Source organism: Frigoribacterium sp. SL97 (genome assembly GCF_026625765.1).
Classification (GTDB): domain Bacteria; phylum Actinomycetota; class Actinomycetes; order Actinomycetales; family Microbacteriaceae; genus Frigoribacterium.
In genome coordinates, this window is the sequence record NZ_CP113062.1 from 1,451,607 (window position 1) to 1,477,147 (window position 25,541).

29 protein-coding genes and 1 tRNA gene are annotated in these 25,541 nt (G+C 72.6%); 18 read left to right on the top strand and 12 right to left on the bottom strand.

Annotated features, from left to right (window positions below):
- Positions 1-21 precede the first annotated feature (21 nt).
- The gene (locus tag OVA02_RS06955; protein ID WP_369794401.1) at positions 22-297 is read right to left on the bottom strand and encodes a DUF4031 domain-containing protein; all 276 of its coding nucleotides are present in this window, start codon (positions 295-297) and stop codon (positions 22-24) included.
- Positions 298-472: 175 nt separating this feature from the next.
- Between OVA02_RS06955 and rplU the strand changes: the two genes are divergently transcribed.
- The 10 genes from rplU to OVA02_RS07005 all read left to right on the top strand — a co-directional run bounded on the left by rplU (position 473) and on the right by OVA02_RS07005 (position 7,834).
- Positions 473-781, top strand: coding sequence for a 50S ribosomal protein L21 (gene rplU / locus OVA02_RS06960; RefSeq protein ID WP_056048310.1), 309 nt, complete (start codon positions 473-475; stop codon positions 779-781).
- Positions 782-799: 18 nt separating this feature from the next.
- Positions 800-1,066 carry a 50S ribosomal protein L27 gene (gene rpmA / locus OVA02_RS06965; protein WP_123571842.1) on the top strand — a complete coding sequence of 89 codons (267 nt, stop codon included), beginning with the start codon at positions 800-802 and terminating at the stop codon, positions 1,064-1,066.
- 144 nt (positions 1,067-1,210) lie between these two features.
- The gene (gene obgE, locus OVA02_RS06970; protein ID WP_123571841.1) at positions 1,211-2,761 is read left to right on the top strand and encodes a GTPase ObgE; all 1,551 of its coding nucleotides are present in this window, start codon (positions 1,211-1,213) and stop codon (positions 2,759-2,761) included.
- Positions 2,758-3,603, top strand: a complete 846-nt coding sequence (gene proB, locus OVA02_RS06975) for a glutamate 5-kinase (protein WP_267659504.1) — start codon at positions 2,758-2,760, stop codon at positions 3,601-3,603. The genes obgE and proB overlap by 4 nt, the downstream gene beginning before the upstream one ends.
- 86 nt (positions 3,604-3,689) lie before the next feature.
- A complete protein-coding gene (locus tag OVA02_RS06980) occupies positions 3,690-4,958 on the top strand; it encodes a glutamate-5-semialdehyde dehydrogenase (protein ID WP_267659505.1) in 1,269 nt (422 codons plus the stop codon).
- Between the two features lie 38 nt (positions 4,959-4,996).
- Complete coding sequence (locus tag OVA02_RS06985; RefSeq protein WP_056048301.1) at positions 4,997-5,218, top strand: hypothetical protein; 222 nt, start codon at positions 4,997-4,999, stop codon at positions 5,216-5,218.
- Between the two features lie 17 nt (positions 5,219-5,235).
- Positions 5,236-5,862 carry a nicotinate-nucleotide adenylyltransferase gene (nadD, locus tag OVA02_RS06990; protein ID WP_082060195.1) on the top strand — a complete coding sequence of 209 codons (627 nt, stop codon included), beginning with the start codon at positions 5,236-5,238 and terminating at the stop codon, positions 5,860-5,862.
- The gene (locus OVA02_RS06995) at positions 5,859-7,082 is read left to right on the top strand and encodes a hypothetical protein (protein WP_056048298.1); all 1,224 of its coding nucleotides are present in this window, start codon (positions 5,859-5,861) and stop codon (positions 7,080-7,082) included. The genes nadD and OVA02_RS06995 overlap by 4 nt, the downstream gene beginning before the upstream one ends.
- 62 nt (positions 7,083-7,144) lie before the next feature.
- A complete protein-coding gene (gene rsfS / locus OVA02_RS07000) occupies positions 7,145-7,558 on the top strand; it encodes a ribosome silencing factor (RefSeq protein WP_123571838.1) in 414 nt (137 codons plus the stop codon).
- Between the two features lie 200 nt (positions 7,559-7,758).
- A tRNA-Ala gene (locus OVA02_RS07005) sits at positions 7,759-7,834 on the top strand.
- A 205-nt stretch (positions 7,835-8,039) separates the two neighbouring features.
- Here the strand turns inward: OVA02_RS07005 and OVA02_RS07010 are convergent.
- The 7 genes from OVA02_RS07010 to OVA02_RS07040 are packed head-to-tail and all read right to left on the bottom strand — an operon-like array spanning position 8,040 to position 15,328.
- The gene (locus tag OVA02_RS07010; protein ID WP_267659506.1) at positions 8,040-9,500 is read right to left on the bottom strand and encodes an 8-oxoguanine deaminase; all 1,461 of its coding nucleotides are present in this window, start codon (positions 9,498-9,500) and stop codon (positions 8,040-8,042) included.
- Entirely contained in the window at positions 9,497-10,546 is a 1,050-nt protein-coding gene (add, locus tag OVA02_RS07015) for an adenosine deaminase (protein ID WP_267659507.1), read from the bottom strand. Before add ends, OVA02_RS07010 begins: the two co-directional genes overlap by 4 nt.
- Positions 10,543-11,532 carry a nucleoside hydrolase gene (locus OVA02_RS07020; RefSeq protein WP_267659508.1) on the bottom strand — a complete coding sequence of 330 codons (990 nt, stop codon included), beginning with the start codon at positions 11,530-11,532 and terminating at the stop codon, positions 10,543-10,545. The genes add and OVA02_RS07020 overlap by 4 nt, the downstream gene beginning before the upstream one ends.
- Positions 11,529-12,425: an ABC transporter permease gene (locus OVA02_RS07025; protein WP_267659509.1), complete on the bottom strand. Its 897-nt coding sequence runs from the start codon at positions 12,423-12,425 to the stop codon at positions 11,529-11,531. The genes OVA02_RS07020 and OVA02_RS07025 overlap by 4 nt, the downstream gene beginning before the upstream one ends.
- Positions 12,425-13,345 (bottom strand): ABC transporter permease, encoded by a 921-nt coding sequence (locus tag OVA02_RS07030; RefSeq protein ID WP_267659510.1) that lies wholly within the window; start codon positions 13,343-13,345, stop codon positions 12,425-12,427. Before OVA02_RS07030 ends, OVA02_RS07025 begins: the two co-directional genes overlap by 1 nt.
- Entirely contained in the window at positions 13,338-14,201 is an 864-nt protein-coding gene (locus OVA02_RS07035) for an ABC transporter ATP-binding protein (RefSeq protein ID WP_267659511.1), read from the bottom strand. The genes OVA02_RS07030 and OVA02_RS07035 overlap by 8 nt, the downstream gene beginning before the upstream one ends.
- Positions 14,198-15,328, bottom strand: coding sequence for an ABC transporter substrate-binding protein (locus tag OVA02_RS07040; protein ID WP_056048287.1), 1,131 nt, complete (start codon positions 15,326-15,328; stop codon positions 14,198-14,200). The genes OVA02_RS07035 and OVA02_RS07040 overlap by 4 nt, the downstream gene beginning before the upstream one ends.
- 119 nt (positions 15,329-15,447) lie before the next feature.
- Between OVA02_RS07040 and OVA02_RS07045 the strand changes: the two genes are divergently transcribed.
- Both OVA02_RS07045 and OVA02_RS07050 read left to right on the top strand, forming a co-directional pair.
- The gene (locus tag OVA02_RS07045) at positions 15,448-16,047 is read left to right on the top strand and encodes a TetR/AcrR family transcriptional regulator (RefSeq protein ID WP_267659512.1); all 600 of its coding nucleotides are present in this window, start codon (positions 15,448-15,450) and stop codon (positions 16,045-16,047) included.
- A 68-nt stretch (positions 16,048-16,115) separates the two neighbouring features.
- The gene (locus tag OVA02_RS07050; RefSeq protein WP_200413189.1) at positions 16,116-17,516 is read left to right on the top strand and encodes an NtaA/DmoA family FMN-dependent monooxygenase; all 1,401 of its coding nucleotides are present in this window, start codon (positions 16,116-16,118) and stop codon (positions 17,514-17,516) included.
- A gap of 103 nt (positions 17,517-17,619) precedes the next feature.
- Here the strand turns inward: OVA02_RS07050 and OVA02_RS07055 are convergent, their stop codons facing one another.
- Complete coding sequence (locus OVA02_RS07055) at positions 17,620-18,357, bottom strand: HAD family hydrolase (RefSeq protein ID WP_267659513.1); 738 nt, start codon at positions 18,355-18,357, stop codon at positions 17,620-17,622.
- A gap of 142 nt (positions 18,358-18,499) precedes the next feature.
- Between OVA02_RS07055 and OVA02_RS07060 the strand changes: the two genes are divergently transcribed.
- The 3 genes from OVA02_RS07060 (at position 18,500) to OVA02_RS07070 (ending at position 20,030) form a co-directional block, all read left to right on the top strand.
- Complete coding sequence (locus OVA02_RS07060; RefSeq protein WP_267659514.1) at positions 18,500-19,216, top strand: general stress protein; 717 nt, start codon at positions 18,500-18,502, stop codon at positions 19,214-19,216.
- Between the two features lie 128 nt (positions 19,217-19,344).
- Complete coding sequence (locus OVA02_RS07065; RefSeq protein ID WP_123520256.1) at positions 19,345-19,584, top strand: hypothetical protein; 240 nt, start codon at positions 19,345-19,347, stop codon at positions 19,582-19,584.
- Positions 19,581-20,030 (top strand): MarR family winged helix-turn-helix transcriptional regulator, encoded by a 450-nt coding sequence (locus OVA02_RS07070; protein WP_056048272.1) that lies wholly within the window; start codon positions 19,581-19,583, stop codon positions 20,028-20,030. Before OVA02_RS07065 ends, OVA02_RS07070 begins: the two co-directional genes overlap by 4 nt.
- A gap of 21 nt (positions 20,031-20,051) precedes the next feature.
- On the opposite strand, the gene OVA02_RS07075 is transcribed toward OVA02_RS07070, so the two are convergent.
- Together OVA02_RS07075 and OVA02_RS07080 are read right to left on the bottom strand one after the other, a co-directional pair.
- Positions 20,052-20,363 carry a hypothetical protein gene (locus OVA02_RS07075; RefSeq protein ID WP_056048270.1) on the bottom strand — a complete coding sequence of 104 codons (312 nt, stop codon included), beginning with the start codon at positions 20,361-20,363 and terminating at the stop codon, positions 20,052-20,054.
- Positions 20,364-20,534: 171 nt separating this feature from the next.
- On the bottom strand, positions 20,535-21,269 hold the full coding sequence (locus OVA02_RS07080; protein WP_162234613.1) for a FadR/GntR family transcriptional regulator: 735 nt from the start codon (positions 21,267-21,269) through the stop codon (positions 20,535-20,537).
- Positions 21,270-21,482: 213 nt separating this feature from the next.
- On the opposite strand from OVA02_RS07080, the gene OVA02_RS07085 reads away from it, so the two are divergent.
- The 3 genes from OVA02_RS07085 (at position 21,483) to OVA02_RS07095 (ending at position 24,880) form a co-directional block, all read left to right on the top strand.
- A complete protein-coding gene (locus OVA02_RS07085; protein WP_267659515.1) occupies positions 21,483-22,874 on the top strand; it encodes a GntP family permease in 1,392 nt (463 codons plus the stop codon).
- Positions 22,874-23,467, top strand: coding sequence for a gluconokinase (locus tag OVA02_RS07090; RefSeq protein ID WP_420709640.1), 594 nt, complete (start codon positions 22,874-22,876; stop codon positions 23,465-23,467). The genes OVA02_RS07085 and OVA02_RS07090 overlap by 1 nt, the downstream gene beginning before the upstream one ends.
- 471 nt (positions 23,468-23,938) lie before the next feature.
- Positions 23,939-24,880 carry a zinc-binding dehydrogenase gene (locus tag OVA02_RS07095; protein WP_267659516.1) on the top strand — a complete coding sequence of 314 codons (942 nt, stop codon included), beginning with the start codon at positions 23,939-23,941 and terminating at the stop codon, positions 24,878-24,880.
- 83 nt (positions 24,881-24,963) lie between these two features.
- Here OVA02_RS07095 and OVA02_RS07100 read toward each other — a convergent pair whose 3' ends face one another.
- Positions 24,964-25,503: a GNAT family N-acetyltransferase gene (locus OVA02_RS07100; protein ID WP_056048258.1), complete on the bottom strand. Its 540-nt coding sequence runs from the start codon at positions 25,501-25,503 to the stop codon at positions 24,964-24,966.
- Positions 25,504-25,541 lie beyond the last annotated feature (38 nt).

A 25,541-nucleotide genomic window follows, 5' to 3' on the forward strand; every position in this document is an offset into this window, starting at 1 on the left:
GGCCGGGGCGGACGGAACCGGTCAGGCCGTGAGGCCGCGTTTCACCCGCTGGGACACCCTCAGCCCGCTGCGTTCGAGACGGCGGGCGAGGTCGAGGCCGGTCACGGCGACGGCCCCACCGGCGATCAACTCCGCCCGTCGGGACTCGGGCACGTCGTAGTGGTCGTGGTCGAACCCTCGGCGGGGGATGCCGTGACGGGCGGCGAAAGCGTGCAACTCGTCGTACGAGTCGTCGCTCACCAGGTGTGCCCACAACGTGTCGTGGGCCGGCCACACGGCCTCGTCGATCAGGATCACGCCCTGGATGCTAGTCGTCGGTCCGCCTGCCGGTGCGGGGGTCGTGGACGGAGGAGGCGCGGCGCCCGTCGGAGGACGCGTTGACGGCCCTAGCGGCCCCCTGTACGATGGGCGGTTGGTGCGCGCTGGCTGGAGGCCGCGTCGTGCCGGACACCCCAACTCTTAAGGAACAGACATGGTCTACGCAGTCGTGCGCGCCGGTGGTCGGCAGGAGAAGGTCGAGGTCGGCACGATCGTCACCCTCGACCGCCTCAAGGCCGCCGAAGGCGACTCCATCACCCTCCCCGCCGTGCTGCACGTCGACGGTGACACCGTCACCTCCGCCGCCGACGCCCTGGCAGGGATCACCGTGACCGCCGAGGTGCTGAACGACCTGCGCGGCCCGAAGATCGTCATCCAGAACTACAAGAACAAGACCGGTTACAAGCGTCGCATGGGCTTCCGTGCCGACCTGACCCGCGTCAAGATCACCTCGATCAACTGAACCAGGGGCTGAGAACACATGGCACACAAAAAGGGCGCATCGTCCACCCGAAACGGTCGTGACTCGAACGCACAGCGCCTCGGCGTGAAGCGCTTCGGCGGCCAGGTCGTCCTCGCCGGCGAGATCATCGTCCGCCAGCGCGGCACCCACTTCCACCCCGGCGTCAACGTCGGCCGCGGCGGAGACGACACCCTCTTCGCCCTCGCCCCCGGCTCGGTCGAGTTCGGCGCCAAGGGCGGCCGCAAGGTCGTCAACATCGTCGCCTCCGCGACGGCGACGGTCTAGCACCACCACGCGGCGTCGGCACACGACCCGCATCGGCGGCCCCTCGCGGGTCGCACCGTCTGGGGCGAGCATCCTGCTCGCCCCAGACGTGTTTGACCCGGGCAGCTCGCACCGGCACGCACAGACAAAGAGATCAAGCACCTCATGGCCACATTCGTCGACCAAGTGACCCTCCACCTCCGCGCCGGCAACGGCGGCAACGGCTGCGTGTCCGTCAAGCGCGAGAAGTTCAAGCCGCTGGCCGGCCCCGACGGCGGCAACGGCGGTCACGGCGGAGACGTCGTCATCGTCAGCGACAGCGGCGTCACGACGCTGCTCGGGTTCCACCGCGCACCGCACCGCTCGAGCGACAACGGCGGCTTCGGCATGGGCGACCACCGGGCCGGCACCAACGGCGAGACCCTCGAGCTCGTCGTGCCGGTCGGCACCGTCGTGAAGTCCGCCGACGGCGTCGAGTTGATCGACATGGTCGAACCGGGCATGCGCTACGTCGCCGCCGAGGGCGGCATCGGGGGCCTCGGCAACGCGGCCCTCTCGTCGACCAAGCGCAAGGCGCCCGGCTTCGCCCTGCTGGGCACCCCCGGCTGGGCCGGAGACGTCCTGCTCGAACTCAAGGTCGTCGCCGACATCGCGCTCGTGGGCTACCCGTCGGCCGGCAAGTCGAGCCTCGTCGCCGCCCTCTCGGCCGCCAAGCCGAAGATCGCCGACTACCCCTTCACGACGCTGCACCCCAACCTCGGCGTCGTCGAGTCGGGTGACACGCGCTACACGGTCGCCGACGTCCCCGGGCTCATCGAGGGGGCCAGCGAGGGCAAGGGCCTCGGGCTCGAGTTCCTCCGGCACGTCGAGCGCTGCTCGGCCCTGCTGCACGTGCTCGACTGCGCGACGCTCGACCCGGGCCGCGACCCGTTGACCGACCTCGACGTCATCCTCCGCGAGCTCGAGGCGTACCCCGTCCCGGACGGCCAGAAGCCGCTGCTCGACCGCCCGCAGCTGATCGCGCTCAACAAGGTCGACGTGCCCGACGGTCGCGAGCTGGCCGACTTCGTCACGCCCGAGCTCGAGGCCCGCGGCTACCGCGTCTTCGAGATCTCCGCCGTGAGCCACGAGGGCTTGCGCAACCTGTCCTTCGCCCTGGCCGAGGTCGTCGAGGCCAGCCGCGCCGAGATCGCGGCGCGACCCGCGCCTCCTCGCATCGTCATGCGCCCCCGCGCCGTCAACGAGAAGCCCTTCGTCATCAGGGTCGAGGGCGGTACCTACGGCAACGTGTACCGCATCCTGGGCCAGAAGCCCGAGCGGTGGGTCGTGCAGACCGACTTCAACAACGAGGAGGCCGTGGGCTACCTCGCCGACCGGCTCAACGCCATCGGCGTCGAGGACGCGCTGTTCAAGGCCGGTGCGCAGGCCGGTTCGACGGTCGTCATCGGCCCCGAGGGCGGCATCGTCTTCGACTGGGAGCCCACCCTCACCTCGACGGCCGAGCTGATGACCAGTGCCCGCGGCACCGACCCGCGCCTGATCCAGAACGACCGCCCGACCCGCAACCAGCGCCGCGAGGAGTACTTCGAGCGCATGGACGCCAAGGCCGAGGCCCGCGCCGAGCTGCAGCGCGAACGCGCCGCCGGCCTGTGGACCGACGACGAAGGGTTCCTCGTGAAAGAGGGCGACGACGTCGAAGGCGACGAGCGGGCGTGACCGGGGGCGTCGTCGACCGTGCCGGCCTCGGCACGGCCCGCCGCATCGTGGTCAAGGTCGGCTCGTCGTCGATCAGCGGTGAGAACGCCGGACAGATCGAGCCGCTGGTCGACGCCCTCGCCGCGACCTACGGGCGGGGTGCCCAGGTCGTGCTCGTCTCGTCCGGGGCCATCGCCACGGGCCTGCCGCACCTGCGCGTCGACTCCCGCCCGACCGACCTCGCGACCCAGCAGGCGGCCGCCGCCGTCGGGCAGAACGTCCTGATCTACCGGTACCAGCAGAGCCTGCGCCGCTTCGGCATCGTGGCGGGGCAGGTGTTGCTGACCGCCGGGGACATGCAGAACCCGACGCACCGCAGCAACGCCCAGCGCGCCATGGAGCGCCTGCTCGAGCTGCGCATCCTGCCGATCGTCAACGAGAACGACACGGTCGCCACCCACGAGATCCGCTTCGGCGACAACGACCGGCTCGCGGCGCTGGTGTCGCAGCTGGTCGGTGCCGACGCGCTCGTCCTGCTCAGCGACGTCGATGCCCTGTACACCCGCCCGCCGCACGAACCCGGCGCCGTCGCCCTCGTCGACGTGCCCTTCGGCGACGACCTCGCCGGGGTCACCTTCGGCGCGGCCGGTGCGGCCGGCGTCGGCACCGGAGGCGCGGGCACGAAGGTCGCGGCCGCCCGGTTCGCGGCCGAGGCCGGCACCCCCGTCCTCGTGACGAGCGCCGCCAACGTCGCCCGGGCCCTCGCGGGCGAGCAGGTCGGCACCTTCTTCGAGGCGGCGGGAGCCGCGGGGTCGGGACCTGCGGCGGGGGACTCCGGGAGCGCGGGCGGGCGACCGGACTGACCCGCGCCTCCTCGGGGGCGTCCGCGCCGCCGCGGTGACCGCCGGAGCGGTCTCGCGGGACGGGGAGCGGCGCATAGGCTTCGTGCATGTCGCTCATCGATGCCCCGGCCCCGTCGCTCACCGACAAGCTGACCGCCGCGAAGGCCGCCTCCCGCGTGCTCGCCACCGCGACGGCCGACCGCAAGGACGCGGGTCTGCGCGCCGTCGCCGCCGCCCTGCTCGCCAACGTCGACCGGATCGTCGCGGCGAACGAGCTCGACCTGGCGAACGCGCGCGAGAACGGCATCGGCGCATCGCTCCAGGACCGCCTGAGGCTCGACTCCGGACGACTGGCCGGGCTCGCGGCCGCCACCGAGCTGGTGGCCTCTCTGGTCGACCCGGTCGGCGAGTCGGTGCGGGGCAAGGTGCTGCCGAACGGGCTGCGCCTCGACCAGGTCCGCGTGCCGTTCGGCGTGGTGGGAGCCATCTACGAGGCCCGGCCCAACGTGACGGTCGACATCGCCGCGCTCGCCCTGAAGAGCGGCAACGCGGCCGTCCTGCGCGGCGGCAGCGCGGCGCAGCAGTCCAACCGCGTGCTGATCGAGGTGATGCGCGAGGCCCTCGCCGAGGTGGGACTGCCGGCCGACGCCGTCGTCACCATCGACGAGTTCGGCCGCGACGGGGCGGCCGACCTCATGCGGGCCCGCGGGCTGGTCGACGTCCTGATCCCCCGGGGCAGCGCCGAGCTGATCGACACCGTGGTCCGCGAGTCGACGGTCCCCGTCATCGAGACCGGTGCCGGGGTCGTGCACGTCTTCCTCGACGCGAGCGCCGACGAGGGCTGGGCCGTCGACATCGTCCAGAACGCCAAGGTGCAGCGTCCGAGCGTGTGCAATGCCCTCGAGACGTTGCTCGTCCACCGCGAGGCGGCGGAACGCCTGCTGCCGCCGGTGTTGGGTGCCCTGCGCGCCTCCGGGGTGACGATCCACGGCGACGAACGGACGCTCGAGGTCTTCCCCGACGGGGTCCCGGCGACCGAGGACGACTGGGCGACCGAGTACATGGGTCTCGACCTCGCCGTCCGGGTGGTGGCCGACGTCGACGAGGCCATGGCGCACATCGCCCGGTGGTCGACGCACCACACCGAGTCGATCGTGACCAACGACCTGGTGACCGCCGAGCGGTTCCTGGCCGAGGTGGACAGCGCCGTCGTCATGGTCAACGCCTCGACCCGCTTCACCGACGGCGGCGAGTTCGGCTTCGGGGCCGAGGTCGGCATCTCGACCCAGAAGCTCCACGCCCGCGGACCGATGGGGCTCGCCGAACTCACGAGCACCAAATGGGTCGTGCGGGGTCAGGGCCAGGTCCGCGGGTAGACTGACCGACGATCGTCACCGCCTGAACGGGAGAACCCATGCTCGACGCCTCGCTGCTGCTCGCCGAAGCCCACGAAGAACTCGCACCGCTGATCGCGCCGGCACCCGTCATCGCCGGTGTCTTCGCCGTCGCGTTCCTCGTCCTCGGCTACGTGGTGTTCAGCTACCGCGACGTCGCCAACCGTTCGCTGCGCAAGGCGAACAAGCTCGACCACCACGACGGTCCGATCGACGAGTTCGGTCACCCCGAGAACCACTGACCGCCGAGGTCGGCGAGATGGTCGTGGCGGGCGCCACCGTGCCCGACGGCGAGGGCGTCAGGCGACCCCGCGTCGGCATCATGGGCGGCACGTTCGACCCGATCCACCACGGGCACCTGGTCGCGGCCAGCGAGGTCGCGCAGTCGTTCCACCTCGACGAGGTCGTCTTCGTGCCGACTGGCCAACCGTGGATGAAACCCGAGGTCAGCGAGGCGGAGCACCGCTACCTCATGACGGTCATCGCCACGGCGTCCAACCCGACGTTCACGGTCAGCCGCGTCGACGTCGACCGCGAAGGGCCGACCTACACGATCGACACCCTGCGCGACATCCGACGCCTCCGTCCGACGGCCGAGCTCTTCTTCATCACCGGCGCCGACGCCGTCGCCCAGATCCTCGACTGGAAAGACGTCCAAGAGCTCTGGGACCTCGCCCACTTCGTCGCCGTGTCCCGGCCGGGGCACGACCTCAGCGTTAGCGGTTTGCCCGAGAGCGACGTAAGCTTGCTCGAAGTCCCCGCACTGGCCATCTCGTCGACCGATTGCCGCGCCCGGGTGGGTCGAGACTTTCCGGTGTGGTACTTGGTCCCCGACGGCGTCGTCCAGTACATCTCCAAGCACCATCTGTATCGGAGCGTTTCATGAGCACGTCCGACGGTCAGCCGCCCCTCACCCGGCGACAGATCCGCGACCTCGAGCGAGCCCGCGAGGCCGGTCAGGCCATCACCGGCGCCGTGCCCGTGGTGCCGGCCTCGACGTCCGCTCCCGCCCCGCGGCCCGCGACCACCCCCACGGGTGACGTGCCGATGCCGACTCCCGTGCCGTCGGCTGCCGCCCTGCGCGACGTGCCGCCCCCCGCACCCGGCTCGGTCGTCGACCCCGGCACCGGCCTGACCCGCCGCCAGATGCGCGCCCTGCGCGACGCGAGCCAGAGCCGCGACGCCTCCCCGGTGCCTCTGCAGGCACCGGCTCCCGAACCCCGTCGTCCGTTGGCCGACGCGCTCAACACCGTCGACGAGATCGCCCCGGCCGCCGACCGACCGGCCTCTGCGCCCGGTGCGTCCGCGCCGGCCTCGGCGGCCCTCCGTCCCGCCTCGGCCCCCGTGCCGTCCGCCGTGTCGGACGTCGACCCGTCGGACGACGACGACTCGTCGGACGACGTCCCCGGGCCCCGACGCACGGGTGCGACCGGCGCGGCGACCCCGGTGTCCTCGACCCCCACCCCGACGTCGACGCCGACGGTGTTCCCGTTCGCCCTGTCCGACGAGCAGGACCGCAGCGGACAGGACTCGCCGAGTGCGCCTCCTGCCCCGTCCCGTCCCGTGTCGTCGGCGCCGCGACCGTCCGGCGTCGGTCCGTCACGCGACCAGCGCGACGACTCGTCCGACGCCGCGCCGGTCGTCCCGTCCGGCCACTGGTCCACCCAGTCCGACGAGCCCGACGCGGAGTCCGTCCCGGGCCGCCAGCTCGGCACCAGCACCGGTCAGCAGAACGCCTTGATCCTCACCGACGCGCAGGTCGCCGACGTGACCGGTGCGCTGAACGCGACCGGCGAGATCATCATCACGGGCTCGATCGACCTGCCGCGCAGCCTGGCGTCGACCGGCTCGCAGGCACGCATCGACAACTCCGACATGGACCGCATCCTCGAACAGGGCGACGCCGAGCAGGCGTCGAGCGACGCCGAGCCCGTGCGCGCCAGCCGGGCCATCAGCACGCACACGTCCACCCGTGCGGTCGTGCTGGCCGCGTCGCAGCCCAAGGGCAACCACCTGCCGCTGATCCTCGGCATCTCGGGCGGCGTCGTGGGCCTCGGTATCATCGGCTTGATCATCGGTGGCTTCGCCACCGGGGTGCTGGGCTGAGGCCCGACCCACCCGAACCGACCCCGGTCGGCCCGCATCACCACCTACCCCCTAAGGAACACGTGACAGCCACCCCTCGTGCCATCGAGCTGCTGCAGATCGCCGCACGCGCGGCCGACGACAAGCAGGCCGACGACCTCGTCGCCCTCGACGTGTCCGGCCCCCTGCCCCTGACCGACGTGTTCCTGCTGGCCACCGGCCGCAGCGAACGCAACGTGGTCGCCATCGCCGGCGAGATCGAGGACAAGATGCTCGAGGCCGGCGTCAAGACCCTCCGTCGTGAGGGTCGTGCCGAGGGCCGCTGGGTCCTCCTCGACTTCGGTGACGTCGTCGCCCACGTCTTCCACGACGAGGACCGTCAGTACTACGCGCTCGAGCGCCTCTGGAGCGATTGCCCGACCATCCCGCTCGACGTGCTGACCGAGTCGGCCACCGCTCCGGCCGAGGTCGGAGCCGACGCACCGGCCGAGGCCTAGCCTCCCCGCGCCTCCTGGGCCCCGCCGTGTCGGCGGGGCCTCATGACATGCCGCTCACCTCCCGAGGTGAGCGGCATGTCGTGTCTTCTCGGCCGCGCTCGAGCAGGGTCGAGGGCGGGTGAACGTGCGCGGTCGAAAAGTGTAGTAATGTAGACGAGTTGCTTCCGACGGGGTGAAAACCTCCGAAGGGCAGCAGTTCTGGGTCTGTGGCGCAGCTGGTAGCGCACCTGCATGGCATGCAGGGGGTCAGGGGTTCGAGTCCCCTCAGATCCACCAGAACCACCGAAAGCCCCTCCTCGTGAGGGGCTTTCGTCGTTGTCGGGCCGTCTGTTCGAAGGCCATGGCCCCGAAGACGCCACGAAGTGGACACCCCGCCACGACATTGCGTGGCGGGGTGTCCACTTCGTGGCGCGAAAGCGGGCCGGGTGGATCGGGCGGCCACGGGACCCACGCCGAGAGGCGCAAGGAGGCGCGGGTCGCGTCAGACGCGGGCGCGCAGCTCCGCCGACGCCCGGGCCGCGCCCTCGGCGAGCAGACCCTGGTCCGCGTGGACGAGCTCGCCGTCCGCCACGACCGCGTCGCCGCCGACCCAGAGCCGGGCCAGCGGCGGCATCGAGGCGAGCCCCAGGGCGGCCACCGGGTCGGCGATGCCCGCGAACTCGACCCCGTCGACGCGCCAGAGGGCGAGGTCGGCGAGCTTCCCGACCTCGATCGAGCCGAGGTCCGCGTCGCGTCCGAGCACGCGGGCACCGCCGATCGTCGCCAGGCGCAGGCCCTGCCGGACCGAGAACGCGTCCGCCCCGGAGCGCAGGCGCCCGAAGAGCACCGCCTGCCGGATCTCGGTGCCGAGCTGGCCGGACTCGTTGGACGCGGCACCGTCGACCCCGAGCCCCACGGGCGCCCCCGCGCGCAGCAACGACGCGATCGGGGCGATGCCCGCGGCGAGACGACCGTTCGACGAGGGGCAGTGCGCCACACCGGTCCCGGTCGCGGCGAACCGTCCGACCGCGTGGTCGTCGAGGTGGACGCAGTGGGCCATCCAGACGTCGTCGCCGAGCCAGCCGAGGTCCTCCAGGTACTGGGTCGGCGTGCGGCCGAACCGCTCGAGGCAGAACGCGTCCTCCTCCACGGTCTCGGAGCCGTGGGTGTGCAGCCGGACTCCGAGCTGCCGCCCGAGGACGGCGGCCTCGCGCAGCAGGTCGGGCGTCACCGAGAACGGCGAGCAGGGCGCGATCGCGATCTGGACCCGCGCGTCGCCGGACGGGTCGTGGAACCGCGCCACCGCCTCCTGGCTGGCGCGCAGCGCGGCGTCCGTGGTCTCGACGGCGAAGTCCGGGGGCAGGCCGCCCTGCGACCGACCGAGGTCCATCGAGCCGCGCGTGGCGTGCAGACGGACGCCGACGGTCCCGGCGGCCCGGACGATGCCGCCCAGCAGATCGCCGGCACCGGCCGGGAAGACGTAGTGGTGGTCGCCGACGGTCGTGCACCCCGACCGGGCGAGCACGGCGATCGCGGCGGCGGCCCCGGCCTCGACGAGCGGCTCGTCGATGCGCGCCCAGGTCGGGTAGAGCGCGACGAGCCAGTCGAACAGGATGGAGTCCTGCGCGACGCCACGGGTCAGCCATTGGTAGAGGTGGTGGTGCGTGTTGACCAGGCCGGGGGTCAGCAGGTGTCCCCGGCCGTCGACGCGCTCGACCGCGATCGGTGCGGCATCCGGCCCGGCTGGCTCAGAAGCAGGCCCGCCCGACCCGGGAACCGACCCGGCCGCCCAGCCGGGCGGGGCCAGCCCGGCGGTGCACCACGCGGGGGCGGGTCCCGGCCCGACGGCGACGATGCGCGATCCGTCGACGACGACGTGCCCGCCGGCGTGCTCGGTGTCGTGGGCGTCGACCGTCGCGACGTGGGCGCCCTCGACGACCAGGCGCCGGATGGGCGGGGTCACGCCGCCAGCCACGCCGCGATCTCGCCGGCCGCCCGCTCCTTGAGCCCGTCGCTCGCCCCCGAGCACTCGATCGAGCTCAGCGCGCACGCGGCGAGCTGCTCGTCGGAGAGGCCGAGGGTGGTCCGGGCCAACTCGTACTCGGCGAGCACGCCCGGCCCGAACAGGATGGGGTCGTCGGCGTTGATCGAGCACCGCACGCCGGCCTCGACGAGGCGCTTCAGCGGGTGGTCCTCGATCGTCGGGATCACCGAGAGCAACACGTTCGAGGTGAGGCACACGTCGAGGCAGACGCCCTCGGCGGCCAGCCGGGCCATCAGCGGTGCGCTCCGCACGGCCGTCACGCCGTGCAGCACACGGTCGGCACCGAGGACGTCCAGCGCCTCCTCGATCTGGTCCGGGCCGGCGAGCTCGCCGGCGTGCGGCGTCGAGAGCAGGCCCGCGTCCTTGGCGATGCGGAACGCCTCCTCGTAGCGCGCCGCCGGGTTGCCGCGCTCGTCGTTGGCGAGGCCGAGCGAGACGACGCCGCGGTCGGCATAGGCGGAGGCCAGGTGGGCCAGCTCGTTCGCGGCCTCGACGCTCTCGGTGCGGTCGACCGTGATCATCAGGCCGACCTCGACGCCCCATCGCTCGCCGCTCTCGGCGCAGGCCGCGAGCATCGCCCGCAGCGAGTCGTCGAGGGACCCGAAGGTGGCGACGTAGAACTGCGGGCTCGCCCCGAACTCGACGTAGGCGACGCCCTCGACGGCGCAGTCCTCGATCGCCTCGTCGATCAGGCGGAAGAGGTTCTCCCTCTCCGCCACGACCACGAGCATGCCCTGGTACGTCGCACTGAACTCGCTGAAGTCGCCGAAGCTGGTCGGCATCGGCACGACGACGCCCGACGCCGCCGCCATGTCGGCCAGCGAGTCGGGGCGGATCGCCGCCTCCATGTGCAGGTGCAGGTGGCCCTTGGGCAGGGCGCGCAGGTCGCGCACGACGGCGCCGGCGGGTGAGGGGGTGGCAGCCGAGGAGGCGCGGGTCGCGTCGGCGGGGGAGGTGGTGGTCACGAGCGGGCTCCGTGGATCAGGGCGTCGACGAACGACGGGAGGAAGAGGTCGGTGTGGACGGCGGTGACCGCCGTCGTGGGGGTCGACGGGCCGCCGGTCGGCACGGGGCCGTCCGGGTGCCAGTCGACCCCGGCGCCGTCGGCCGTGCGCAGCACCCGGCCGCGGGTCGCGAAGCCGTCGTTCGTGATGCCGACGGGGCCGGTGACGCTGTCGGCGATCCACTCGGGGTGGACCATCAGCGCGGCGGCGAGTCCGTCGTGCACGGGGCTGACGCGGCGGCCCCAGGCGTTCCGGTAGAAGTCCAGGTAGGTCGCCAGGACGTCGGCGGCGAACGTGCCGGTCGGCGTGCCCGAGCCCCGGAGCGCCGCGACGTGCGACTCGTCGGTGATCACCTGCGACGTCGCGTTCACGCCGACCATGAGGCGGGAGGTCGCCGGGGCGGCGAAGACCTCCCGCGCGGCCACGCCGTCGTTCTGCACGTTCGCGTCGACCATGTCCGTGCGGCCGAGGGGAGGGAACGGCCCGCTGCCGCCCATGACCGTCACCGACCGGAAGAGGGTCAGGAGGCGCGGCTCGGCCCTCAGCGCCAGGGCCACGTTGGTGAGCGGCCCGAGGGTGAGCAGGTCGATCTCGCCCGGGGACTCCCGGGCGACCTCGACGAGGCGTCCGGCCGCCGGGGTGTCGAGCAGCACGCGCGGGAGCGGCCGGTCGGCGACGACGTCACCGAGACCGTCGTGACCGTGGACGTAGTGCGCGATGTGCGCCTCCGCCTCGAGGGGGCCCTCCGCGCCCCGGGCGACCGGGACGTCCTCGAGTCCGACGAGCCGCAGCACGTGTCCGACGTTCCGCAGGGCGTCGTCGACGGCGCAGTTGCCGTAGACGACGGTGATGCCGACGATCTCGACGTCGGGCTGCGCGGCGAGCCAGAGCAGCGCGAGGGCGTCGTCGATGCCGGTGTCGGTGTCGACCAGCACGCGGCGCGTCACGAGGCGGTCGCCTTGCCGGCGTTGGGGCCCCACTTCGCGAGCACCGCCGTCTCGACGAACGTCGTGACCGTGTAGAGCACGATCGAGACGAGGGTGATCAGCACGACGATCGCCCAGATCTCGCCGTACTGCGACTGCGACTTGGCGGCCGTGATGGCGGCGCCGAGGCCCTCGTAGGTGAACAGCCACTCGTAGAGCATCGCGCCGGTGATGGCTCCCGGCACGGCGATGCGCATCGAGGCGAAGAAGTACGGCAGGGCGGTGGGGAACGCGACCTTGCGCATGATCGTCCACCGGCTCCCGCCGTAGACCCGGATGAGGTCGACCGACTGGGCGCTGACCGAGCGGAAGCCGAGGGTCAGGTTCACCAACAACGGGAAGAACACGACCACCCCGCCGATGAAGCCGGCGGTGACGATGCCGTTGCCCAGCACGAGGTAGATCACGGGCGCCATCGCGAGCAGCGGGACGGTGCGCAGCAGCATGGCGATCGGCATGAACATGAACTCGACCGGGCGGATCAGGGTGAACACGATCGCCACGACGAGGGACCCGCCGACGCCGAAGACGAAGCCGATCGCGGCGTGCCACAGGGTCACGCCGAGCAGGCCTGCGATGTGCACGCGGTTCTCGGCGGCCGTGGTCCGACTGAGTTCGGAGTCGACGAAGAACCAACGGAACACGTCGGCCGGGGTCTTCGCGATGAACGCGTTGGCCTGCAGCACGACGATGGCGAGGTTCCACAGGATGCCGAGGATGACCGCCGAGATCGCGATCGTCAGCACGGTGCGGCCGATGCGCCGCAGGACGAACCGGGCGGTCGAGGAGGCGCTGGTCGAGACCGCGGGGGCGGTGACGCGGGTGCCGGTGCCCGTGGGCAGGGTCGTGGCCATCAGAACCCCTCTCCGGCGCGGCTGTCGCCCGCCGACCAGGGCGTGACCAGTCGGCTGATCCGCCCGATGACGAAGTAGGCGATCCCGGCGATGCCGCCCGAGATCAGGGCCAGCGCCCAGAGCTTGACCGACGCCGCCGTGGCCTGCGCCGCGAGCAGCAGGATGCCGAGGCCCTGGTCGACGCCGATGAGGAAGTACTCGCCGAGCACCGCCCCGAGGAACGCCGCGGGGGCCGCCAGCTTCAGTGCCGCGAGGATGCTGGGCAGGGCGGCGATCAGACGGACCTTGACCAGCTGCGTCCAGCGCGAGCCACCGTAGGCCGTGATGACGTCGAGCTGGGTCTCGCTCGCGGCCCGCAGGCCGAGCAGGGTGCCGATGACGGTGGTGAAGATCACGCTGAGCGCGGCCAGGAAGATCGACGTCGTCCGGCCGCCGGCGGGCGACATGAGCGTGACGATCGGGGCGATCGCGGTCAGCGGGATGCACGAGCAGACCACTGCGAGCTGGGTCGAGAGGCCCTCGAACCACGGCACGAGCAGCACGGCGAAGGCCAGCGCGAACGCGATGAGGTTGCCCCAGAGGAAGCCCCACGCCGCGCTGCCGGCGGTCGCGCCGATGGCACGCCAGTAGACGAGGTCGCTGAGGTCGGTGACGAGCTGGACGAGCACCTGGCCGGGTGGGGGCACCGAGCCCGTCACCGAGAAGAGCGTGACGGCCACGACCTGCCAGATCGCGACGATGAGCACGATCCCGACGAGGGCGCCGACCCACGGCGGGGCAGCCGCCATCGAGCCGAGCACCGACCGTCGCTCGCGACCCCGGACGGTCTCGGCCTGGAGCGCCACGCTCTGGCCCAGCTCCGCCTCGACCTCGACCTCGCGCTCGGCCGTCTCGCGGGGCGACGTGTGCAGGTCAGTCATCGGCGGCCGCCCCGTGCGAGCCGAACAGGATCTCGGAGATGCGGTCGACGTACGCGTGGAACTCCGGGGTGCGGGTCAGCTCGGGCAGACGCGGTCGGGGCAGGTCGATCTCGACCACCTCGGCGATGCGGCCGGGCCGGGCGCTCATCACGGCGACGACGTCGGACAGGAACACGGCCTCGGCGATGCCGTGCGTCACCATGAGCGTCGTGGCGGGCTTCTCGCCCCAGATGCGCAGCAGCTCCACGTTCATGCGCTGCCGCGTCATGTCGTCGAGCGCGCCGAAGGGCTCGTCGAGCAGCATGATGGTCGGCTGCACGGCGAGGCAGCGGGCGATCGAGACGCGCTGGCGCATGCCGCCCGACAGCTGCGCCGGCTTGGCCTTCTCGAAGCCCTTCAGGCCGACGAGGTCGATCAGGTCGTCGATCAGGCCGGCCGGGGGAGTCAGCCCGGCGACTTCGAGCGGCAACCGGATGTTGTTCTCCACGCTGCGCCAGGGCAGCAGGGCCGAGTCCTGGAACGCGATGCCCGTCTCGTGCCCGCGCTGCACCTCGGCCGCGGTCTTGCCGTTGATCACGACGCTGCCCGAGGTGGGCGTCTCGAGCCCCGCCAGGATGCGCAGGATGGTCGACTTGCCGCAGCCCGAGGGGCCGAGCAGGCTGAGGAACGAGTCCTTCTTCGTGCCCAGGTCGATCTGCGTCAGGGCCTGCACGCTCTTCCGACCGAGCTGGAACGACTTGGTCAGCCCCTGGATGTTGATGCCCGTGGCGAGTTCGGGTCGGTCGGCGGGGTCGCCCGTGGCCGTCGTGAGCGGCAGCGTGGTGCGCGCGGTCGTGGTGCCGTCCGTCATGGTCATGCCGTGGGGATCTCGAAGGTCGTGACGAGGTCGGGGTTCTCCTCGTAGACCTCCTTGATGATGCTGAGGTCGAAGAGGTCGTCGGCCGACACGTCGGTGCCCATGGCCTTGAGCGAGGCGATGTTCTCGGCGACCAGCTCGTCGGTCATCGTGAACAGGCCGTTGGCGTTGACGTCCTCGGTGAGGATCAGCGTGTTCTGCGCCTCGGCCTCGGCCGTCTGCTCCTCGACGTCGAGGTCCTGGTCCTTGCCGTACTTCTCGGCGGCGTACTTCGCGCTCTGCTCCGGGTCCTTCACCGCGTCGGTCCAGCCCTTGATCTCGGCGACCAGGAAGGCCTTGAGCATGTCGCGCTCGTTGTCGATGGTGTCCTGCGTGACGGTGAAGGTCTCGGCGACGAAGGGAAGTCCGTTGTCGGCGAAGCCGAGCACGACCGGGGTGAAGCCGTCCATCTCGGCGAGGATCGGCTCGTTCGTGATGTACGACATGTGCGCGTCGTAGGCGTTCGTCTCGAGCGGGGCGATGTCGTACTGCGTGGCGACGAGCTCGACGTCGTCCAGCGTCATGTCGTTGGCCTTGAGGAAGCCCTCGAAGATCGTCTGGTTGCCGCCGGACTGCACGCCGATCTTCTTGCCCTTGAGGTCGGCCAGGGTGCGGATCGGCTCTCCCTCCTCGAGCGAGAGCAGGCAGAACGGGTTCTTCTGGAACGTCGTGCCGATGATCTTGAGGGCGGCGCCCTGAGCGACCGAGGGGCCGGTGAGCGAGGCCGACGACAACCCGACCTTGGCCTGCCCGGCGAGCAGCGCCTCCTCGGCTCCGGTCTGCCCGCCGCCCGCGAGCAGCGTGACCTCGCTGAAGCCGGCGTCGGTGTAGTAGCCCTTCTCCGTGGCGAAGTACTCGCCCGCGAACTCGATGTTCTTGATCCACGAGAGCTGGACGGCGATGGTGCCGAACGACCCGCCGGACGCGGCCCCGCCGGTCGCCGCGCCCGTCCCGGCCGACGAGTCGGTGCAGGCGGCGAGCAGGGCGGTCGTGCCGACGACGAGGGCGGCCGACCCGCCCAGGCGCAGGAACCCGCGGCGGTCGAGGGAGGTGGAGCGGAACGCGGGAGGAACGGAGAGAGGGCTCATGGGGGAACTCCTGAGGTTCGTTCGGGTGAGGTGTCGAAAAGCTAGACCCGGACTGTTTCATCGTCGTTTCGGTCGTGTTGCCGTCGTCGCCGACCTCGCGAGACGTTAGTTTCGGGGTCATGGCCACGCGTGAGTCGTCCGACAAGAGGGCCGAACTGCTCGAGCGCGTCGTCGACCACGTGCTCGAGAACGGCGTCGGCCAGCTCACCCTGCGCGCCCTCGCGACGGCGGTCGGCTCGAACAACCGCATGCTGCTGTACTACTTCGGCAACCGCGAAGAACTGGTCGTCACGGCGCTGCACGGAGCCGAACGGCGGTTCCCGGGCATCGTCGGGGTCGTGGACCACCTGGCCGGGCCGGACCTGCCCCTCGACCAGCGCCTCCTCGCCGTCTGGCGGACGGTGTCCGATCCCGTCAACCAGCCCTTCAACCGCCTGTTCTTCGAGGTGTTCGGCCTCGCGAGCTTCGATCGCGAGCGCTACGCCTCGCTGCTCGGCGACATCGGCTCCGAGTGGGTGGGTCAGGTGGCGGCCGCGTACCGCGCCGAGGGCGTCGAGGAGGCGCGGGCCGAGTCGCTCGCGCACGAGACGGTCGCGCTCTGGCGCGGTCTCCAGGCGACGCTGCTCAGCGCCGGGGCGAGCGCGGCCGTCGACCGCGCGGCCGTCGACGCGACCGCGGCGCTCGTCGCCCGCGTCCGCGCCGCCGCCGTCCCCGCCTGAGGGGAGTCCCGTGTTAAGACCTTGTTTCGGGGCTGGACTCTGGGTGAACCATCCGGTTCACTGACGTCATGAAGCAGATCCGTCTCGGTGTGTTCGAAGTCGCCGGCCCCCAGGTCGGCGGCACCCTCAGCTGGTCCCACCCGCGCAGCGACTCGCTCGGCTACCACGGGCTCGACCTGTGGATCGGCATGGCGAAGCTGCTCGACGCGGCCGGCTTCGACTTCCTGTTCTTCGCCGACGGGTTCGGTTACCCGTCGGTCGACGGCGACCTGCCCGAGACCGCGGCGCGGGGCGGCATCAACTTCCCCGGCATGGACCCGGCCCTGCTGATCCCGACCCTGGCCCGCGAGACCGAACGGCTCGGCTTCGTCGTCACCTCGTCGACCGGCCTCGACCACCCCGTGCAGTCGGCCCGCCGCTTCGCCACGCTCGACCACCTGACGGGCGGCCGCATCGGCTGGAACATCGTCACGGGCGCCTCGCAGAACACCGTCGCCGAGCTGTTCGGCCACGACCAGATGCGCGGCCACGACGCCCGCTACGACCAGGCCGACGAGTACGTCGACCTGGCGATCACGCTCTGGGAGGGCTGCTGGGAGGACGGCGCGTTCCGCGGCGACGCCGAGGCGGGCGTCCTCGCCGACCGAGACCGGATCCACCGGGTCGAGTTCGCCGGCGAGCACTTCCGGTCGTCCGGCTACTTCACGGTCGCCCCGTCGCCGCAGCGGACGCCCGTCCTGTTCCAGGCCGGCACGTCCGACCGGGGGCGCGCCTACGCCGCGCGCAACGCCGAGTGCGTCTTCGTGCAGGGCACGACGGTGCCGAAGACGGCCGCGAACGTCGCCGACATCCGCGCGAAGGCGGCCGCCCTCGGCCGCGACCCCGAGTCGGTCAAGATCATGGTCGGGCTCACCGTCACGGTGGCCCCGACCCACGACGAGGCCGTCGCGCTGCGGAAGGAGTTCGACGACCTGCAGACCGACGAGGTCGTCGCCGTCCTCTACGCGGGCAACACGGGCATCGACCTGCTCTCGCTCGACCCGTCCCGCGACCTGACGCAGCTGCAGGACGACGGAGGCCCCGTCGGGCAGATGGGTCAGAGCAACATCGACCGGTTCCTGCCGAAGGACGGTTCGCCGGCCCCGACCGTGCGCGAGATCCTCGACGACCTGCGAGGCAAGGGCACCCGGGGGCTCCAGCTGGTCGGCGACCCCGTCGAGGTCGCGGACGAGCTCGAGCGGCTCGTCGACGAGACCGACCTCGACGGATTCCTGATCGAGCCGATCTTCGGCACGGCCGACCTGGCCGACTTCGCCGACCTCGTCGTGCCCGAACTGCGTCGCCGCGGCCGGATGCCGGCCGAGCCGGCCACGGGCACGCTGCGGGAGCAGATGCTCGGCCGTCCCGGCGCACACCTCTCGGCCGACCACCCGGGTGCCCGCTTCGCGGTGGTGCGGGCGACGGTCTGACGCCGACGCCGACGCCGCCGGGTGGTGCGCCTCCCCGGGGACCGTGTCCCGGCGGCGCGGGCGGCTCAGGGCGTGCGGCTGGTCCGGGGAGGCGCGGCTCGGCTCAGGAGGCGCGTCCCGCCCAGGCGCGGATCGCCGGGTACAGCTCGGGCAGCGTCCCCGCGCGATGCGTCGGCCGGGCGTCCGCGGAGGGGAACCGCTCGACCAACGCGGTCGGCGAACCCTGGGCGGCGGCCGGTTCGAGGTCGTTCGGCCAGATGTCGCCCACGCTGAGCAGGCGGTCGGGGTGGCCGGCGAGACCCGCGTCGGCGCGGAGCCGGTCGAGCACGGCGGGCAGCCCGGACGGTTTGCGCGCGTCGGTGACGATCTCGTCGACGCGGTCGGCGAGGCCCAGTCGTTCGAGGGGCTGGACGACGCCGTGCTCGGGGGAGTTCGTCACGAGCACGACGCGCACGCCGTCGGGCAGCGAGTCGAGCAGTTCGGCGAGCCCGTCCGGAGCCTCGATCTCGAGGCGGCCGTCCGCGAGGGCCGCCCGGGCCCCGGCGTACGCGGCCGAGCGGGCCGCGTCGGCGACGCCGAGGGCGCGTGAGACCCGCTCGGCGACGACGTACCCGTCGGGCGACCCGTCGGCCTCGGCCAGGGCGGCGTCGACCCCGGCGGGTTCGTCGGCGAGCGGGCTGCCGACGAACCGGGCCAGCACCGCTTCGACCAGCCGGGGTGGGTGCCGCTCGTCGGTCGCTGTGAGGGCCTCGTCCAGGAGGCGCGCGTAGGTCAGGACGGCGCCATCGCCCAGGCAGACGGTCCCGTCGAAGTCGAGCACGAGGACGTGGGTGGTGGTCATCCGTCGATCCTGCCCCACGTGACCGACACCCGAGCGTGGGAGGGGCCGTGGTGCGGCCGATGGGTCTGGGAGCGGGCCAAGGAATGCTGTGGGCCGTCTGTGCATTCCCTCCGCGTCGACGCGGGCGCGATAGAACGGGAGCATGAGCAACGAGCAGGACACCACGCCCACCCCCGACGACCGCCCCCGCCCCGCGTACGGCGAGTACGCACCGCAGTCCGCCGGGCAGCAGCCGGCAGGCGACCAGGGTCGGCAGGCCGGGCAGGCCCCGGGCCCGTCGGGCACCGTGCCGGGTCAGGGCGACCAGTCGGGTGCGCCGTACGGCCAGCCCGGCTACGGCCAGCCCGGGCCGCAGGCCACACCGACGACGGGCACCCCGGGCCCCGGCGGCATCGGCGCCTTCGCGGGTGCGGGTTACCCCCAGGTGCTCGCCTCGTTCACGAAGTACGAGGACGCCCAGTCGGCCGTCGACCTCTTGTCGGACGAGGGCTTCCCCGTCGAGAGCGTGTCGATCGTCGGGCACGACATCCGGACCGTCGAGAACGTGTCGGGTCGGTTGACCTCGGGCAAGGCCGCGGGACGCGGCGCCGGTGGCGGAGCGTGGTTCGGCCTGTTGCTCGGCTTGCTCTTCGGCATCTTCGCCCCGTCGGGTGCCTGGATCGGCGTGCTGCTCGTCGCCGTCGGCCTCGGTGCGCTGTGGGGGGCGCTGTGGGGCTTCGTCGGCCACAAGATGCTGCGTGGTCGTCGCGACTTCTCGTCGGTCCGCACCATGGAGGCCGGCCGGTACGAGGTGCTGGTCCGCGGCGAACTCGCCGCCCGGGCGCACCAGACGCTGGCGCAGGGTCGCAAGGTCGCCTGAGCGACGCCACCCGCGCCTCCTCGGTTCCGCCGTTCCGCGCCCGCCCCGTTCGTCGGGGCGGGCGCGGTCGCGTCTCCACCGGCCGTGGCCCTGTCGTTGGGGCACCAATCGTTGGTAGGCTCACCATCATGACGAGACCCGAGCGGCACCACGACCACGGCAGCAGGTTCGGCGACCTGGTCGAGCGCATGAACGCCCGACTGCGTCCCTACATCGGCGGCGCGCAGCTGGGGCTGAAGAACGAGGCGCCGGCGGTGGCCCCCCAGCACGGTGGCGCCTGCCCGCTCTGCGGCGCCCCGATGGACGAGCACGTCGTCGACCGCACGGGCGTCCGCACCATGGTGCACTGCCCGGCGCCGCGGGCATGAGCGCCGCCGGCGCCGATCCGCTCGAACTCGAGAGCCAGATCTGCTTCGCGCTCTCGGTCGCCTCGCGGGGCGTCGTGGCGGCCTACCGTCCGGTGCTCGAGCCGCTGGGGCTGACGCACCCGCAGTACCTCGTCATGCTGGCCCTCTGGCAGCACGCACCGCTGTCGGGTCGTGAGCTCAGCCGTCTGCTGCGGCTCGACCCGGGTACGCTCAGTCCGCTGCTCAAGCGGCTCGAGGCCCAGGGCATGCTCACCCGAGCGCGCCGGGCCGACGACGAGCGCGCGCTGTCGATCGAGCTGACCCCGGCCGGTGCCGCGTCGAGGCGTGAGGCCGAGAGCATCCCCGCCCGCATGATGGCGCGGCTCGGGGTGACGCCCGACGAGCTCGTCGTGCTGCACCGCACGATGACGAAGCTCATCGCGGCCGCCGACGCCGAGGGGGACTGACCCCCTCGGCTCCGCCGTGCCTCAGCGCAGCGGCGCGGGGACGCTCGCCGAGCGCGACCACACGACGTCGACGGTGCGCCCGAGGACGCGGGTCGCGATCTCGCCCGCCAGCGCCTCGCGGAAGTGCGACGCGGCCCGCTCGTCCGAGACCACGACGTCGACCCGCAGACCCGCGAGCTCGTCGGTCACCAGGGCGGGACCGTCGGCGAAGCGCACGAGGTACTGGTGGTCCGTGACGGGGACGTTCTCGTAGTGGTCGCGGAGGCTCTTCTCGAGCAGGCGGACCGAGTGGATTCCGTCCTTCGGCTTGACGAGGGCGCTGAGCGAGATCATGCGTCGATGCTCCACCCTGGGGGCGACCGGTGCGTGAACGGGACGTGACGGGCGCCTGTGCGTCCACCGCGCCTCCTCGGTGAGTCGGCCGTACGCGCCGATGGCGCGGCCGGGACGAGGCGGGCGGCTGTGGCCGAGCAACGGCCACGGCCGGACGGGCGGCCGGGCCGATCAGGCGGCGGGGGAGCCGCCCGACTCGGCCACGAACTCGTCGACGGTCGTGTCGATCAGCCGCCACGAGCGGGAGAAGGCCTCGTCGGCGTCGCCGGCCCGGATCGCGAGGGCGAGGTCGAGGTGCAGTCCGGCCGCCGCGGGCGTGTACTCGGTGATGGTGAAGCGGCGCTCTTCGGTCCGGGTGCGCAGCAGGGCCTCGACGGTGGACGCGAAATGGCCGATGACGTCGTTGCCCGAGCCGCGCAGCACGGCGGTGTGGAACGCGACGTCGGCCTCGAGGTAGGCGCGGCCGTCACCGGACGCGGCGGCGGCGACCATCGTGCGGGCGGCGTCCTCGACGGCGGAGGCCTGGTCGGGGGTGAACGCGAGCGCGCTCAGTCGGGCCGCGACCGGCTCGAGGCCGAGCCGCAGCTCGAGCAGTTCGCGCATCTGGACGAAGTACTCGGGACTGCGACCGCGCCAGAGGATGATCTGCGGGTTCATGAGGTCCCACGAGGTGCGGGGGAGCACCTGCGTGCCGATGCGCTGACGCGGCTCGACCATGCCGAGCGACTGCAGCACGCGGAGGGCCTCGCGCAGCACCGAGCGGGACACCGTGAAGCGGACGGCCAGGTCGTCGAGGTTCAGGATGGAGCCCACGGCCAGTCGACCGTCGACGATCTCGCTTCCGAGGACGTCGACCACCCGGGCGTGCAGGCCGCGTTCTCGTGATGCTGCGAGGCCGGGGGTCATCGACGACTCCTTGATCGAGGGGGGGTGGGCAGGCAGGTGGCGGGGTGGTGCCGACTGTGGCACACTCCATAAGTCTGATTATTCACACTAATCAGATTCGTTCGTGGGACAAGACTGCCAGACATCCGTTCGGCGCCGACGGACGACAACCCCCCGGGCTCCGGCCCACGACGAAGAGGTCGCAGTGAAGCGTCCTCGGAAGGACGCGACGGAATGCACCTCCTCGCAGCGGCCACGGCCGCCCCCACGCCCTCGGGCACCGACGCGCAGTTGATCATCGCGGCCCTCGTGGGCATCGTCGTGATCGTCGGCCTCATCACCTGGCTCAAGGTCCACCCCTTCCTGGCGCTGCTGCTCGGCGCCGTCGGGGTCGGCATCGGCGCCGGCCTCGCCCCGGGCGACGCCGTCACGAGCTTCGGCACGGGCTTCGGATCGACCATGACGAGCGTCGGCATCCTGATCGGGCTCGGCGCGATGTTCGGCAAGCTGCTCAGCGACTCGGGCGGAGCGGACCGCATCGTCGACACCCTCATCTCGCGCTCGTCGCAGAAGGCGCTGCCCTGGGTGATGGCCCTGATCGGCGCGCTGATCGGCCTGCCGATGTTCTTCGAGGTCGGCCTCGTGCTGCTGATCCCCGTGATCGTGCTCGTCGCCCGCCGGTCGGGCCTGCCGCTCATGCGCATCGCGATCCCGGCGCTCGCCGGCCTCTCGGCGATGCACGCCCTCGTGCCCCCGCACCCCGGCCCGCTGCTCGCCGTCTCGACCGTGGGCGCCGACCTCGGCCTGACGCTCGGCCTCGGCGTGCTCGTCGCGATCCCCACGGTGATCGTCGCCGGCCCGCTGTTCTCGACGCTCGCCGCCAAGTGGGCGCCCGTGCCGGTCCCCGACCTCTTCGTCTCGAAGGAAGAGGACGGCGGCGAGGGCTCGGCCCGCAAGCGCCCGAGCTTCGTCAACGCCCTGATCGGCATCCTGTTGCCCGTCGTGCTCATGCTCGCGCGCTCGATCCGCGAGGCTGCGCTGCCCACGGCGACCGGCTCCTGGGTCGACCTGCTCGAGTTCCTCGGGACGCCGATGGTCGCGTTGACCGTCGCCGTGCTCTACGCGATGGTCTTCTACGCCCGCGCCGGGGGCATGGACAAGGCCGCCGTGTCGAAGACGCTCGGTTCGTCGCTGCCCGACGTCGCCGGCATCCTGCTCATCGTCGGCGCCGGTGGCGGGTTCAAGCAGGTCCTGATCGACACGGGCATCGGGACCGTGATCGGTGACGCGGTGTCGGAGTCGGGCGTGAGCGTCCTGCTCGTCGCCTGGGTGGTCGCGGCGCTCGTCCGCGTCGCCACCGGGTCGGCCACCGTCGCCACGGTCACGGCCGCCGGCATCATGGCCCCGCTCGCCGCCGACATGTCGACCCCCGAGGCGTCGCTGCTGGTGCTCGCCATCGGTGCGGGTTCGGTCTTCCTGTCGCACGTGAACGACGCCGGCTTCTGGCTGATCAAGGAGTACCTCGGCACCACGGTCGGCCAGAACTTCAGGACCTGGAGCCTGATGGAGTGCGTCCTCAGCCTCACGGCCCTCGCCGGGGTCATGCTCGCGAGCGTGTTCATCTGATGACCGTCCTCGAGAACGCGGACCCCGCCTCCTCGGCTGCCGCGCCGGATGCGGGAGGCGCGGTGCCGGCGGGCGGTCCGTACGCCGCCGACCCCGTGCTCGTCGTCATGGGCGTGTCGGGTTCGGGCAAGTCGACCGTCGCGGCCCTGCTCGCCGAGCGGCTCGGCTGGGACTCGTACGAGGGCGACGACCTGCATCCCGACGAGAACGTCGAGAAGATGGCGGCCGGCACCCCGCTCGACGACGACGACCGGGCACCCTGGCTCGACACGGTCTCGTCCTGGATCGTCGAACACGCCCTGGCGGGCGTGCCCGGCGTGATCACCTGCTCGGCGCTGAAACGGAAGTACCGCGACGTGCTGCGCGAGCACAACGTCGTCTTCGTCTACCTGCGCGGCAGCCGCGACCTGCTCGGCGACCGCATGGCCGCCCGCGAGGGCCACTTCATGCCGACCGCCCTGCTCGACTCGCAGGTCGCGACGCTCGAACCGCCCGAGGCCGACGAGCGGCACGTCGTGGTCGACGCCGGCCGGTCGCCCGAGGACGAGGCCGACGACGTGATCCGGGCGCTGGGGCTGACGCCGGTCGCCTGACCCGGGCCGCGCCTCCGTCGCTCCTGCCGGTGCTCGTGACCGGGGCCCGAGCGGGCAGGAGATGCTGGTCACGGGGTGGGCGACGGCATCTTCCGCCCACTCGACGGTGCGGCGCGTTCACCGGGTGGACGCCCGCCGTTCGCCGGACCGCCACCCGCCCTGCCTAGGGTCGTGGCGTGCACCGGAGGCCGGGTGCGAGGGGTGGGGGACGATGTCGAGGGCGACGCAGGCGGGGCGGCCGCGGGTCGACCCGATGCGTCCCGTGCTCGACGGCCACGACGTGTGCCTCGACCCGCCGGCGTCGGCACAGGTCTGGCTCGGCGCCGGGGTCGCAAGCGGACACGGCTTCAGCGAGATCGCCGTGCCCGGGGTGCGCCTCGCGCGCGGGGACGCCCTGGTCGCCGTCGAGCTCACGGCCGTCCGCCTCGACGTGGTGCGCTCCCTCGGCGATCGGGGGCGGCCTGCCTGCCCGTGGTGCCGGGCGGCTCGGCGGTCGGGCAGGTCGTCGAGGCCGACGAGCACGCCCGCGCCCACGACGGCCGACGGCTGCGGCCCGGCATGCGCGTCGTCTGGTCCGGCACGGTGGCGTGCGGTCGGTGCGTCCCGTGTCATCGGGGTCTGACCTCGGCCTGCGTCTCGGGGGAGCGGTACGGCGAGGAGCGCACGCGGCGCAGCTGGCAGTTGTCCGGCACGGTCGCGAGCCACGTGCACCTGCGCCGGGGGACCACCGTGGTGGTCGTCGCCGACGACGTGCCCGCGGCCGTGCTCGCCCCGGTGGCGGGCGTGACCGCGACGGCCGCGGAGGTGCTGCACCGCGCCTCCTCGGTGCTCGGACTCTCGGGGGTGCCGTCACTCGCGGGCCAGGTCGTCGTCGTGTCGGGAGCGGGTGCCGTCGGACTGGTCGCGACGGCGATGGCCACGGACGCCGGGGCGCGCGTCGTGGTCGTCGACCCTGAGGAGGCGCGGCGCGAGCGGTCGCGCGCGTTCGGCGCCGTCGCCGTGGCCGACCCCGGGGCGGAGACCGGGCCGCACGCCCTCTCTCGCGTGATCGCGTCGGTCGACCGGTCGGGGCGTCACCGCACGGTGGGGCTCGCCTTCGACGGGGTCGCGGCGGCGTCGGCCCTGGTCGAGCGGGTGGCCGTCGGGGGAGTCGTGGTGCTGGCGGGGGCGGCAGCGCGCGGCGGGGAGGTCGGCGTGAGCGGTGCCCGGCTGGTCGAGGGGCTCGTCACGGTCGGCGGCGTGCGCGACGCGGAGCCGGAGCGGCTCGACTCGTCCGTGGCGTGGGCGACCGAGGCGTGGCGGCGGTGGCCGCTGGGGTCGCTCGTGGGCGGGACGATCCCGCTGGCGGAGGTGGGCACGGTGCTCGCCGCGGCGGACGTGGACGACCGCCTGGTCGGGGTCGAGCCCGGGTAGGCCACAGGGTGGGGCCGGTCGCGTCTCGCGTGCCCCCTGCCTCGGCGGTCCGTCGCCCGGAGCGGCGTCGCCGGTGGCGCGGGTCAGGAGGCGCGGCTCAGGCGGTACAGCACGTGCGGTCGGAGAGCGTGGCCCGGCGGGAGGGCGGGGTGCTCGAAGTCGTCGGCGGGGTCGTGCGTCATGCCGAGGCGGCGCATCACGCGGCGGGACGGTTCGTTGGTCGCCGTCGTGAAGCTGACCAGGGCGGGCAGGTCGGCGCCGGCCGGGTCGAACGCGAACCGGACGACCTCCCGGGCGGCCTCGGTGGCGACGCCCTGACCCCAGGCCTCGCGGGCGAGTCGCCACCCGATCTCGACCTGCCCCACGAGCGCGGGGTCGAACGAGGGACGGGACAGCCCGACGAAGCCGACGAACGCACCCGAGTCGCGACGCTCGACGGCCCACAGCCCGAAGCCGTCCGCCTCGATCGCGGCGTCGAGCCGGTCGACCAGGGCGTCGCTCTCGGCACGGGTGCGGGTCGAGGGGAAGTACCTCATCACCTCGGGGTCGGCGTTGAGGGCCGTGAACGGCGCACGGTCGGACTCGTGCCAGCGGCGCAGCAGCAGGCGGTCGGTGGTGAGCACCCCGTGACGCTAGCAGCGGCTGCGCTCAGGTGACGCAG